Below are 12,835 nucleotides of genomic sequence, written 5' to 3' on the forward strand. Positions count from 1 at the left end.
CAGGGGTGCTGGTCAGTAGTTCTGGCGGAAGACACGGCGGATGGTGAGCAGACCGGCCAGCCCGACCAGGAAGAGGATCACGCCGACGGTCTGGCTGTAGCCGAGGTCCGCCGCGATGAACGCCTTCTGGTAGACGAGGAAGGACAACGTTGTCGACGAGCTTCCGGGACCGCCCTGGGTGAGCAGCAGTACGTTCTGGGCGGAGCCGAACAGTGTCCACAGGAACTGAAGCATCGTCACGACGCCCACGAAGTCCCGGATGACGGGGAAGTGGATGCGCCACATCGTGCGCCAGTGCCCCGCGCCGTCGAGCTGCGCGGCCTCACCGATCTCGTCCGGCACGCTGCCGAGGCGCGCCGCGAACAGCACCGCGGTGAAGCCGATGCCGCTCCACACGTCCACCACGATCAGACAGAGCAGCGCGGTGGAGGGCGAGGCCAGCCAGGCGTCGGCGAGCGAGCCCAGACCGACCTTCTCCAGCGCCCCGTTGAACAGCCCGTCCGGGGAGAGGACCGCGTAGAACACCATCGCCTTGGCGGGCGTCGAGATCAGTCCGGGGATGAAGAGGAGATAGCGCAGCGCGCGGTGGCCCGGCGGGTTCTGCGCGACGTAGTAGCCCAGCATGTAGGCGCCCACGATCATCACGGGCACCGCGACGGCCAGCTGGACGGCCGTGTTGGTCACGGCCTCCCGGAAGACCGGGTCGGCGAGGACCGTACGGACATTGCCGAAGCCGGCGAAGGAGACCGGCTGGAGCATGCCGGGCCAGTGCAGGGCCGCGATGACGAAGATGGCGACCAGCGGGCCGACCATGAAGACCAGGTACCAGACCAGCGCCGGGACGGCGAGGATGACCCCGCCCCGGTTCCGGCGTTCGCGGGCGGCGGGTGCGGGGGACGGGCGGGTGGGTGCCCGGTGGGCCTTGGTGCCGCCCGGGGTGGACGAGAGCATCGTCATGGCATGACTTTCGAAAGGCTCGGGCGAGGGATTCAGGCCCCGCGGTACGCGGATTCGAGGACGGAGCGCACGGAGGCCGCGCTCGTTCCCCGGGTGAAGGCGGTGCTGGTCGCCGTGATCAGCGGCTGGGAGGCCGCCGGGGGTACGTACAGATCGGGCAGCAGCACCTGACCGACGCTGTCGCCGAGCCGCTGCGCCTCGGCCACCAGCGGGAAGTCCTTGCTGACCGTGTCCGTCACCAGCGCCATGTCCCGGCCGCTCTCGGTGATGAAGCGGGAGACCACGTCGGGCCGGTACATGAAGCGCAGGAACTTCTCCACGGCGGGCAGCTTCTTCGTGCCGTTCGGGCTGATCCAGAAGCCGATGAGCGTGAACGAGCGCATGATCGTCGGTTTGTCGTGGGCGGCGCCGGGCGCGAGCGGCCAGCCGCCGACCTCGGTACGCGCCGCGACCCCGGCCGGCACCTTCGCGAGCGCCGAGGACATCGCGGACTCCATCGCGGCGGCCTGGGTGTTGTACTGCGTGGTCATCGAGTCGGAGGTGAGCCCCTGCGCCTTGTCGGCGAAGACCCCGGCGTCGCGCAGGGAGACGAAGTACTCGATGCCCTCGCGGGCGCCCCTGCCGCCGAAGTCGCCGGTCGCGTAGACCTGCTGGGCCTCCTCCTGGGTGAGGAAGGTCTGGATGATCTGGGCGAGCAGCTTCTGCCCCGTCCAGTCGTTGCCGCCGACGGTGACGGGGGCGATGCCCTTGGCGCGCAACTTGCGCGCCGCCCCGATGAGTTCGTCCCCGGTGGTCGGCACAGCGCCCACCCCGGCCCGGTCCAGCAGGGTCGTGTTGAAGGCCACGGGCCAGTTGGTGGCGAAGTACGGGAAGGCGCGCAGTCGCCCCTTCCCGTCGGTCCACGCCTCCAGCGCGGCGGGCACCACCCGTTTCCGCAGCCCCCAGTCGTCGAGATACCCCTTGACGTCGACCGTCGCTCCGACATCGGTCCAGGCCAGCGTCTTGTCGTACAGATTGACCATGACCACGTCGGGTTCTTTGCGGGCCAGCCGGGAGGTCTCGTACACCTGGGCGAGGTCGTCCCCGTTGACGAGGTTCTTGACTCCGAGCCCCGGATTCTCCTTCTCGAAGAGGTCCACCACGGCGGTGTAGGTGGCCGAGCCGGGCGCGGTGGTGCCGAGCTGGGTGTGGACGAGCAGGGTGTCGGGATCGGAATCGGCCGCGGCGATGGAGGAGCAGCCGGACAGGGCGGGCAGGGCGGTGGCGGCGGCGATGCCGGAACCTGCGGCGAGGAAGCCACGCCGACTCAGGGATGAGCGCACAGCGGGATGTCTCCAACCAGAGGACGTCAACCAGTGTTGGTTAATCGATGTACCAGCGGGTTGCGAGAAAAGTAGGGGCACTTCGATGAATGGTCAACCCCCCGTTGCGCATGCCGAAAATCCCGGCAAATGGGTTGAATGAGTGGCGGCGTGGCCGAATATCGCGCGGTGACCGGCGCGAAGTGAGTGGTGTGCGGTGGACCGCGCGCGGGCGCGCCCCGGCGCGAAATGGCGGGCGGTGCGTCCTTACGTCGTCGCTACGTCGGCTTCGCTACCGTTCCTTGACCTCATGCGAAAGCCCTCCTCTGGGGAGGGCTGTGCACGCGCGTAGAAAGCGCCCCCGGCAGGACTCGAACCTGCGGCCAAGTGCTTAGAAGGCACCTGCTCTATCCACTGAGCTACGGGGGCCGGTGGTTGCCTTGGTGCCACGGAGCCCGCAGGGGGTTCCGTGACCTTGCCGGGACAAGGATAGGGCTCCGATCACCCTGCCCCGGTTGCTTCACGTGCGTGGCACGTTGTGGAGGTTCAGTGAAGCGAACCGATAATCGCAGGCAGGTGGGATTCACGCATCGCTTTTGGCCTCCGACGCACCGGGTGTTGTGCACTCGTTATGCCTGTGCCCCACTCGTCCCGTCTGTCCCGAAGCGTAATCGGCGCGCAGAGGGGTCTATACGCTTCAAAAAGACTCCAAAGTTGGGCATTCTTCACATGTGGTGACCTTGGATGTACGGCCCCAGCTGATCGACGCACTTTCCGCACTCCGCGACCGTGTCGCCGCCGTGCGTCTTCCGCTGCCCCTCGCGGGAGCGCCGCGGGCCCGGCAGTCGCGGGCCGAGCTGCTGGCGCAGCTGGACGACTATCTGCTGCCGAGGCTCAGGGATCCCGAAGCACCACTGCTCGTGGTGGTGGGCGGATCCACGGGGGCCGGGAAGTCCACGCTGGTCAACTCCCTTGTGGGACGGCGGGTCAGTGAGGCGGGTGTGCTGCGCCCCACTACACGTACCCCCGTACTGGTGTGCCATCCCGATGATCACCACTGGTTCGCCGGGATGCGGGTGCTGCCGGACCTCACCCGTGTCTGGCTGCCGCACCAGGAGGACGACCCGGCGGGCGGCGGTGACGGTACGGAGCCGCTGGAGCGCGACGCGCTGCGCATCGACACCGCCCCATCGCTGCCCCGGGGGCTCGCGCTGCTCGACGCGCCCGACATCGACTCGCTCGTGGTGGAGAACCGGCTGCTGGCCGCCGAGTTGATCTGCGCGGCCGATGTGTGGGTGATGGTGACCACCGCCTCGCGGTACGCGGACGCCGTGCCGTGGCATCTGCTCCGTACCGCGAAGGAGTACGACGCGTCGCTGGTGACCGTGCTCGACCGGGTGCCGCACCAGGTGATCGACGAGGTCTCCCGGCAGTACGGCGCGCTGCTGACGCGGGCCGGACTCGGCGACGTACCGAGGTTCACCATCCCCGAGCTGCCCGAGTCGGCCGGCGGCGGACGCGGACTGCTGCCCACCACGGCCGTCGCCCCGCTGCTCGGCTGGCTCGCGCACCGCGTACAGGATCCGGCCGCCCGGCAGCAGGCCCTGGTGCGTACCGCCGCCGGGGTGGTCGACTCGCTGAACGCCCGGATGCCGGAGCTGGCGGGGGCGGTGGCCGCGCAGTACGCCGCCGCCGTACGGCTGACGGGCGCGGTGGAGGACGCGTACGCGGCCGAGGGCGAGCGGGTGCGCCGCCAGCTCCAGCGGGGCGCGGTGCTGGCCGGCGACGCCCGCACCCGGTGGCGTGGCTATCCGCGCGACAGCTCGGCCAGGGAACTGCTCGACTCGCTGGTGGAGAGCCTGGGCGCGCTCCTTCAGTGCGCGGTGGCCGCCGCCGACGAGCGGGTGGAGGAGAGCTGGCGGCGCGAACCGGCCGCCGGTGCGCTGCCCGTGCCCGCGCCGGACGGGGAGGCGACGGAACGGATCGGGATGGCGGTACGCCGCTGGCGCCGCGTCCTGGAGGAGCTGGCCGAGGAGGAGGTACGGCAGCTCGAACGCGGCGCGGCGCCCGAGCCGGAGGCCGTGGCCGCGCTCCTCGCGGCCGCGCTGCTCGGCGGCCGGCGCGCCCGGCTCGCGGGGGAGCGGCTCGCGGAGCGGATCGGGGCGCAGAGCGCGCTGCGGCTGCGCGACCGGGGCGGCGAGCTGGTGACCACGTACGTCGAACGCGTACTGCACGGGGAGCGCGACCGGCGCATCGCGCCCCTCGACGCCCTTGAGGTGAGTCCGGAGCCGCAGGCCGAGTTGATCGCGGCCCTGTCCCTACTGCAGAAGGAGAGGTGACCGACGTGTCCAAGACGACTGAGGCGACCGAGGCGACCGAGGCGACCGAGACGACCGGGACGACCAGGACGATCGAGACCGTTGATTCGACCGGTGTGAGCGATGCGACTGGTGCTGGTGTGTCTGGTGTGTCTGGTGTGGCTGGTGCGAGCGGTGCTGCTGAGGGTGCCGTGAGTCCTGAAGGTCTTGAAGCGGGCCGGGAGGGCCAGGCGGCTCACGGAGCCGATGCTTCCGAGGGCGCTGCCCAAGATGCTGCCGCCCAGGGTGGAGCCGGTACGGATGAGGCGCGGGAGACCGTCCCGCCCCCGGCCCCCCGCGGCGGCTGGGACGACGGGCTCATCGCCCGGCGCGCCGCCGGGCGGAGCACCCTCGGCGCCCTGGACGCGCCGGAGGCCCTGGACGGCCTCGTCCCCCTGCCGGACGCCACGGGGGCGGCCGCGGCCGTCGGAGGCCGTCCCGACGGCGTGGACGGCCTCACCGGCGCGCGGGACGGCTCCCCGGCCGCACCGTCCGGCTCCGCCCTCGACGGGATCGAGGGCGTCGACGGCGTCGACGGGAGCGGGGCGCACACGCCCATCGGAAGCGCCTACGGCGGGGCGCTGCGCAGGCGGCTGGACGCCCTCGGCGAGCTGGTCGGGCTGTCCAGGACCCGGGTCGAGGGAGCCGTGCTCGCCGAGGCGGGCCGGGTGCTGGACGAGGCGTCCGCGCGGCAACGGCTGTCCTCGCGCCACACCGTCGTCGCGATCGCGGGCGCGACCGGCAGCGGCAAGTCGACGCTGTTCAACGCGCTCGCCGGGGTGCCGATCTCGGAGACCGGGCTGCGCAGGCCCACCACCTCCGCCCCCATCGCCTGCATGTGGTCGGACGGCGCCGCCGGCCTGCTCGACCGGCTCGCCATCCCCGGGCGGCTGCGGCGCAGGCCGCTGGCGGGGGGCGACGGCGACGAGGAGCTGCACGGTCTGGTCCTGGTGGATCTGCCCGACCACGACTCGGCGATGGTCCGCCACCGGGAACAGGTGGACCGCGTGCTCGCGCTCGTGGACGCCGTCATCTGGGTCGTCGACCCCGAGAAGTACGCGGACGCCGCCCTGCACGAGCGCTATCTGCGCCCGCTGGCCGGGCACGCCGAGGTCACCTTCGTGGTGCTCAACCAGGTCGACCGGCTCCCCGGCGACGCCGCCGACCAGGTGCTCGACGATCTGCGCCGGCTGCTGGACGAGGACGGGATGGCCCTCGGCGAACACGGCGAGCCCGGGGCCACGGTGCTCGCGCTCTCCGCGCTCACCGGCCAGGGCGTCGGCGAACTGCGCGAGCTGCTCGGCCACTTCGTACAGGACCGGAGCGCGGCGGCGCGGCGGCTGTCGGCCGATGTGGACGGCGCTGCCCTGCGGCTGCGGTCCGCTTACGTCGCGGAGGGGCGCGCCGGGCTCGGGGAGCGCGCCCGCGAGCAGTTCGCTGACCGGCTGGCCTGGGCGGTCGGCGCGGTGGCGGCGGGGGAGGCGGCGGAGCGCGAGTGGCGCAGGAACGCCGGGCGCGCGTGCGGGACGCCCTGGCTGCGGCTGTGGCGCTGGTACGAGAGCAAGCGCACGCCCGGCTGCGAGCCCCCGCAGGCCCCGGCGGTCGTCGAGGAGGAGGTGACGGCGCGCCAGCGCGTCGAGCAGGCCGTACGCACGGTGGTGGAGGAGGCGTCCGCCGGGCTGCCCGCGCCCTGGGCGCACGCGGTGCGCGAGGCGGCCGTACGGGGGGCGGAGGGGCTGCCCGAGGCCCTGGACGACCTGGCGGTCACGGCGGGCCCCAGCGGCAGGCCGCCGCGTCCGGCCTGGTGGCCCGCCGCCGTGCTGGCGCAGGCGGCCATGACGGTGCTTCAGTTCTTCGGCGCGCTGTGGCTGGTGGGGCAGATCGCCGGCGTGCTGGAGCCGGGGCTGCTCCCGCCCGTATTCGTGATGCTCGCGGGGATCATCGGCGGGCCGTTCGTGGAATGGGCCTGCGGAGCCGCTGCCAAGGGGCCCGCGCGGCGGTACGGGCAGGACGCCGAACGGCGGTTGCGCGAGGCGGCTGCGGGCTGTGGGCGGGCGCGGGTGCTCGACCCGATCTCGGCGGAGCTGATGCGCTACCGGGAAGTGCGCGAGCAGTACGTGACGGTTTCCCGCACGGGCGGGTGAGCGGGATATCCACAACTGACAGGTAATCCACAGGCGTCAGCGCATTCTTTCCGTCCGGTCCAGCATGAGTCATGGATCAGCCATGGATCAGCCAGGGGATCGACCCGGGATCTCCCATGGAGAAGCCATGGGAGATCCCCCATGCGGCCGGACGGAAGGCGCGGTGATGAACGACACGGTGGTAACGGTGGTGGGGAATGTCGCCACAGGGGTGGAATTCCGGGAGACGGCCACGGGCGGGGTGGCGCGGTTCAGGTTCGCGGTGTCCCCGCGCCGCTGGGACCGACGGCGCGGCGACTGGGCGGACGGGCCGGCGAGCTTCTACACGGTGTGGGCGTGGCGGGCGCTGGGGGCGAATCTGGCGGCCTCGGTGGCGGTCGGTGAGCCGTTGGTGGTGCACGGCCGGCTGCGGGTGCGGGAGGAGGAGAAGGACGGTCGGCGCTGGACGTCGGTGGACATCGACGCGGTGGCGGTCGGCCACGACCTGACGCGCGGGACCTCGGCGTTCAGACGCGCGACCAGGAAGTCCGTCGTTCTGACGGAGGGTCACGAGTGGGCGACGCAGGGCCAGGGGGCGGCCCGGGTGGCGAGTGCGTCCGGCCCGGAGCCCTCGGCCGGACTGCCCGCCGGACTGCCCGCCGAGGTGCCGGACGGGCTGCCTGCCGAGGTGCCGGCCGAGCTGCCGACAGGGCTGCCGGGCGGCTCCCCGGAGGCGGATCCGGGCGGGCCTCCCGACCTCGGGCCGGCCGGGGTGCTCGCGGCCGGTGGCGCGTCGACTGGCCCCGGCTGAGCGGGAGTTATGGAGACTTGTCGATATTCGGGGCTCTATTCCAGAGAGCTGTCAGGAGATCGATAACGATTGCGATTCGGAACGGTTATCTGGACGCATGGGCGGCGATCTGCGCTTCTTCCCGTCCATAGGATTCGCGAGTACTCACGGGGCACTTGAGTCTGCTGGCGAGGCCCACCCCCCACGCGTTCGTACGCGAGAGACCTCGCCCGAAGGGGAATTCTGTGTTTTCTGCGATATCTGCGTCATCCGTACGGAAGCGAGGCGCCGCCCGTCTCGCCGCCGCGGTCCTCGTCTCGGGTCTGGTGGCGATGGGATCGCTGGCGGGCGCCGGATCCGCCGCCGCCGACGAGGTCCCGCTCCACGCGGGCGGCGCCGCCGCCACCCTCGACGGGCTGAAGACCTTCGACGGCGCCGTGCTCCACGCGGACGGCAAGGACCAGCAGCTGGCCGCCGGGCTGTTCGAGATGACCGTCGACGGCGGCGGGAAGCTCAAGACGTACTGCATCGACATCCACAACCCGACACAGGACCAGGCCAAGTACCTGGAGACCCCCTGGGACCAGACCTCGCTCGGCGCCAACAAGGACGCCGGCCGGATCCGTTGGATCCTGGAGCACTCGTACCCGCAGATCGACGACCTCGCGGCCCTGGCCAAGAGCGCGGGCACCGGGCCGCTCACCGAGAAGACGGCCGCGGCGGGCACGCAGGTGGCGATCTGGCGCTACTCGGACGGCGCGGACGTCGACGCGAGCGACCCCGCCGCCGAGAAGCTCGCCGACTGGCTGGAGAAGAGCGCGCAGAACTCCGCCGAGCCCAGGGCGTCGCTCACCCTGGAGCCCGGCGCTGTCTCCGGGAAGCCGGGCGAGCGGCTCGGTCCCGTCACGGTCCGTACGGACGCCACCGGCGTCGCGGTGACCCCGCCCGCCGACGCCGCGGCCAGCGGTATCGAGATCACCGACAAGGACGGCGAGCCGGTCACCACGGCCGTCAACGGCACGGAGCTGTACTTCGACGTGCCGGAGGACACCGCCGACGGCAGCGCCTCGCTCGGCGTGCAGGCCACCACCTCGGTGCCGGTCGGCCGGGCCTTCGCCGGTGTGACCAAGAGCCAGACGCAGATCCTGGCCGGCTCCAGCGACTCCACCGTCTCCGCCACGGCCACCGCGAACTGGGCCAAGGAGGGACCGATCCCCTCGGTCACGGCGCAGCGGAACTGCGCCAAGGGCGGCGTCGACGTCACCGCGACGAACCAGGGCGACGAGGTCTTCACCTTCGAACTGGCCGGCGCCCAGCACTCCGTCGTGCCCGGCGGTTCCACGACCGTGACCGTCCCGGTCGCCGAGGACGAGGCGTACAGCCTCATCGTCACCGGCCCCGGCGGGTTCTCGCGTACCTTCAGCGGCGTCCTGGACTGTGAGACGACGGGCACCACCGAGGTGGTCACCCAGCAGGCGTCCTCGCAGCCCCTCCCGGCCTCCGCGGGCGGCTCCTCCCAGGGCTCCGTCGAAAGCCTCGACGCCGACAGCGGCGCCGTCACGGGCGACCTGGCCGAGACCGGCTCCTCCAGCGCCACCCCGGTCATCGCGGGCGTCGCGATCGTCCTCGTCGTCCTCGGCGGCGGCTCCGTCTTCCTCCTCCGCAGGAAGAAGAATTCCGCCGCCGGAGAGTGATCCCGCGGCCGGAGAACGGCCCGCGGACACCGCGAGCGGCACGGACACAGAGTCAGTGAGTCACCGCGCCCAGTGACACGGCGCAGGCGGGGCCCCCGGAGCGCATCGGCGCACCGGGGGCCCCGCCGCTTCCCGGCCGAACCGGCGAGCGCTCGCGCAGTGGCCGGGAAGCGCCCCTGGGGCCGTCCCGGGGCGGCCCCAGGGCCGCTACTGGTTTCCATCGGGGGATGGACGTCAGGCAAGATGGGGTGTATCTGCCCTCACGCGGCGGAGCCGCACATTGGCCCTTCTCGATTGCCGGACGGTTTCTCTTGGCTGAGTACATCTACACGATGCGCAAGGCGCGTAAGGCGCACGGCGACAAGGTCATCCTCGATGACGTGACGCAGAGCTTCTTGCCGGGCGCGAAGATCGGTGTGGTGGGACCCAACGGCGCGGGAAAGTCCACCATCCTGAAGATCATGGCCGGTCTGGAGCAGCCGTCCAACGGTGACGCGTTCCTCTCCCCGGGCTACACCGTCGGCATGCTCCTCCAGGAGCCGGAGCTCGACGAGTCCAAGACGGTGCTCCAGAACGTCCAGGACGGCGCCGCCGAGATCATGGGCAAGCTCAACCGCTTCAACGAAGTGGCCGAGCTGATGGCGACCGACTACTCGGACGCCCTCATGGAGGAGATGGGCAAGCTCCAGGAGGACCTCGACCACGCCAACGCGTGGGACCTGGACACCCAGCTCGAACAGGCCATGGACGCGCTCGGCTGCCCCCCCGGCGACTGGCCCGTCACCAACCTCTCCGGTGGTGAGCGCCGCCGCGTGGCCCTGTGCAAGCTGCTCCTCGAAGCGCCCGACCTGCTGCTTCTCGACGAGCCCACCAACCACCTGGACGCCGAGTCCGTGCAGTGGCTGGAGCAGCACCTCGCCAAGTACCCCGGCACCATCGTCGCCGTCACCCACGACCGGTACTTCCTCGACAACGTCGCCGGATGGATCTGCGAGGTCGACCGCGGCCGTCTCCACGGCTACGAGGGCAACTACTCCAAGTACCTGGAGACCAAGCAGACCCGTCTCAAGGTCGAGGGCCAGAAGGACGTCAAGCGGGCGAAGAGGCTCAAGGACGAGCTGGAATGGGTCCGCTCCAACGCGAAGGGGCGCCAGGCCAAGTCCAAGGCCAGGCTCGCCCGTTACGAGGAGATGGCCGCCGAGGCGGACAAGATGCGGAAGCTGGACTTCGAGGAGATCCAGATCCCGCCGGGCCCCCGGCTCGGCAGCGTCGTCGTCGAGGTGGAGCACCTGTCCAAGGCGTTCGGCGACAAGGTCCTCATCGACGACCTGTCGTTCTCGCTGCCCCGCAACGGCATCGTCGGTGTCATCGGCCCGAACGGCGCGGGCAAGACGACCCTGTTCAAGATGATCCAGGGCTTCGAGGAGCCGGATTCCGGCACCATCAAGGTCGGCGACACCGTCAAGATCAGCTACGTCGACCAGGGCCGCGGCAACATCGACCCGAAGAAGTCGCTGTGGGCCGTCGTCTCGGACGAGCTGGACTACATCAACGTCGGCCACGTCGAAATGCCCTCGCGCGCCTACGTCTCCGCCTTCGGCTTCAAGGGCCCGGACCAGCAGAAGCCGGCCGGCGTCCTCTCCGGTGGTGAGCGCAACCGCCTCAACCTGGCGCTGACCCTCAAGCAGGGCGGCAACCTGCTGCTCCTCGACGAGCCCACCAACGACCTCGACGTCGAGACCCTGTCGTCGCTGGAGAACGCGCTGCTGGAGTTCCCGGGCGCGGCCGTGGTCGTCTCCCACGACCGGTGGTTCCTCGACCGCGTCGCCACGCACATCCTGGCGTACGAGGGCGACTCCCGGTGGTTCTGGTTCGAGGGCAACTACGACTCGTACGAGAAGAACAAGGTCGAGCGGCTCGGCGCCGACGCCGCGCGCCCGCACCGCGCCACCTACAAGAAGCTCACGCGAGGCTGAGTCGGATGGCCCGTCACATCTACAGCTGTCCGCTGCGCTGGTCGGACATGGACGCCTTCGGGCACGTCAACAACGCGGTCTTCATCAGCTACCTCGAAGAGGCCCGCATCGACTTCATGTTCCGGCTGGCGCCGGGGGACGGCTCGCCGTCCTTCTCCGGCGGCTCCGTGGTCGCCCGGCACGAGATCGACTACAAGCGGCCGCTGGTCCACCGGCACGAGCCGGTGGCCATCGAGTCCTGGGTGACGAAGATCAACGCCGCGTCGCTGACGATCGCGTACGAGATCAAGGACGGGGACCAGGTGTACGTGCGGGCCTCGACGGTCGTCGTCCCGTACGACCTGGAGGCGGCCAGACCCCGGCGGATCACCGCCGAGGAGAAGTCCTACCTCCTGCACTACATGGACGACGAAAAGGGTGCTCTCGCGGCATGACGGCGTCCGTGCAGTCACTGGAGTTCGCCGACGCGAGGGAGGCCGCCGACCTCGGCGCCTTCCTCGCCCGGCTGATCCACTACGACCGCGCCGCCGCGGTCCGGCTCCAGGCGGCCGGCGGCGCGCCCGCGCTCGCCGTGTTCGGCCGGCCCGCGTCCTTCGAGGTGCTGGCCATCCGCACGGCCAGGCTCAGCGGGCCCGTGCCGCGGCCGCTGGACGTCACGGTCTCCGCCGGGGAACTTCTCGAAACGATCGACGAGCGGACGGGCAGCGCGGTCGTGCCCGCGGCCGTCACCGGCCCCCCGTGGGCCGGGGTGCTGCCGCCGCGCGGCGGCTGGCGGCAACGGGCGGGGCTGCCGGGCGAGGAGACGGTGCGGGGCGCGCTGGCCGCCGCCGTCGCCGAGTTCCGGGCCCGCGACGAGCGGCTGACGCCGGAGACCAGGACCCGGGCCGAGCGCGACCGGATCGGCCGCGAGATCTGGTCACGGACGCTGGGCGACACCGGTCTGCCGCTGCGCGCCGTGCACGCGGCCCAGTCGCTGGGCTTCCTGCGGCCGGTACGGGCGAGCATGCCGGCCGGCGCCGCGCCGCCCGCGCAGCCGCTGGCGCTGCTGGAGTGCGGCGGCTGGCTGCGGCTGCGCACCCCGTACGGGTCGATCGCGGTACGGCACGCCGGACTCGGCGGGCTCACCGTCACCCCGGCCTGACGGCGGACCCTCCACGGCGGATCTCCACGGGGGCCGGGGGCGGCTCAGCCCTCGGTGTTCACCATGGAGGCCGCCGCGTAGGTGAGGTAGTTCCAGAGCTGCGTCCGGTGCTTCTCGGACAGCTCCTCCTCGTCCACCGCCACCCGCATATGGCCGAGCCAAGCGTCGTGCGCGGCGCTGTCCACCTTGAACGGCGCGTGCCGCATCCGCAGCCGGGGGTGGCCCCGGTGGTCGCTGTAGGTGCGCGGACCGCCCCAGTACTGCATCAGGAAGAGCGCGAAGCGCTCCTCGGCCGGCCCCAGATCGGCCTCCGGGTACATCGGCCGCAGCAGCGGATCCTCCGCGACCCCCTGGTAGAAGCGGTGGACCAGGCGCCGGAAGGTCTCCTCGCCGCCGACCTGCTCGTAGAAGGTCTGCTCCTGAAGCGTGTCGCGCGGAATGTCATTCACCTGTCCATGGTCTCAGACGCACCGGCCGAGGACTCCGGACCTAGGAC

The 12,835-nt window shown here is 71.4% G+C and carries 10 protein-coding genes and 1 tRNA gene; 7 read left to right on the plus strand and 4 right to left on the minus strand.

Annotation, left to right across the window (positions count from 1 at the left end; all coding sequences use genetic code 11):
• Positions 1 to 12: 12 nt before the first annotated feature.
• The 3 genes from OG627_RS23420 to OG627_RS23430 form a co-directional block, all read right to left on the minus strand.
• On the minus strand, positions 13 to 957 hold the full coding sequence (locus OG627_RS23420; RefSeq protein ID WP_329068152.1) for a carbohydrate ABC transporter permease: 945 nt from the start codon (positions 955 to 957) through the stop codon (positions 13 to 15).
• A gap of 32 nt (positions 958 to 989) precedes the next feature.
• On the minus strand, positions 990 to 2,279 hold the full coding sequence (locus OG627_RS23425; RefSeq protein ID WP_329068154.1) for an ABC transporter substrate-binding protein: 1,290 nt from the start codon (positions 2,277 to 2,279) through the stop codon (positions 990 to 992).
• A 335-nt stretch (positions 2,280 to 2,614) separates the two neighbouring features.
• Positions 2,615 to 2,687, minus strand: a tRNA-Arg gene (locus tag OG627_RS23430).
• Positions 2,688 to 2,998: 311 nt separating this feature from the next.
• Between OG627_RS23430 and OG627_RS23435 the strand changes: the two genes are divergently transcribed.
• The 7 genes from OG627_RS23435 (at position 2,999) to OG627_RS23465 (ending at position 12,339) form a co-directional block, all read left to right on the plus strand.
• A complete protein-coding gene (locus tag OG627_RS23435; RefSeq protein ID WP_329072903.1) occupies positions 2,999 to 4,597 on the plus strand; it encodes a dynamin family protein in 1,599 nt (532 codons plus the stop codon).
• Positions 4,598 to 4,602: 5 nt separating this feature from the next.
• Positions 4,603 to 6,759 carry a GTPase gene (locus OG627_RS23440; RefSeq protein ID WP_329068156.1) on the plus strand — a complete coding sequence of 719 codons (2,157 nt, stop codon included), beginning with the start codon at positions 4,603 to 4,605 and terminating at the stop codon, positions 6,757 to 6,759.
• Positions 6,760 to 6,925: 166 nt separating this feature from the next.
• A complete protein-coding gene (locus OG627_RS23445; protein ID WP_329072905.1) occupies positions 6,926 to 7,549 on the plus strand; it encodes a single-stranded DNA-binding protein in 624 nt (207 codons plus the stop codon).
• Between the two features lie 224 nt (positions 7,550 to 7,773).
• A complete protein-coding gene (locus OG627_RS23450; protein WP_329068158.1) occupies positions 7,774 to 9,222 on the plus strand; it encodes an LAETG motif-containing sortase-dependent surface protein in 1,449 nt (482 codons plus the stop codon).
• Between the two features lie 311 nt (positions 9,223 to 9,533).
• A complete protein-coding gene (gene ettA / locus OG627_RS23455) occupies positions 9,534 to 11,198 on the plus strand; it encodes an energy-dependent translational throttle protein EttA (protein ID WP_329068160.1) in 1,665 nt (554 codons plus the stop codon).
• A 5-nt stretch (positions 11,199 to 11,203) separates the two neighbouring features.
• A complete protein-coding gene (locus tag OG627_RS23460; RefSeq protein ID WP_329068162.1) occupies positions 11,204 to 11,632 on the plus strand; it encodes an acyl-CoA thioesterase in 429 nt (142 codons plus the stop codon).
• Positions 11,629 to 12,339, plus strand: a complete 711-nt coding sequence (locus OG627_RS23465) for a hypothetical protein (RefSeq protein WP_329068164.1) — start codon at positions 11,629 to 11,631, stop codon at positions 12,337 to 12,339. Before OG627_RS23460 ends, OG627_RS23465 begins: the two co-directional genes overlap by 4 nt.
• 44 nt (positions 12,340 to 12,383) lie before the next feature.
• Here the strand turns inward: OG627_RS23465 and OG627_RS23470 are convergent, their stop codons facing one another.
• The gene (locus tag OG627_RS23470; RefSeq protein ID WP_329068166.1) at positions 12,384 to 12,788 is read right to left on the minus strand and encodes a globin; all 405 of its coding nucleotides are present in this window, start codon (positions 12,786 to 12,788) and stop codon (positions 12,384 to 12,386) included.
• Positions 12,789 to 12,835 lie beyond the last annotated feature (47 nt).

This window comes from Streptomyces sp. NBC_01429 (assembly GCF_036231945.1).
In the GTDB taxonomy this organism is placed as follows: Bacteria; Actinomycetota; Actinomycetes; order Streptomycetales; family Streptomycetaceae; genus Streptomyces.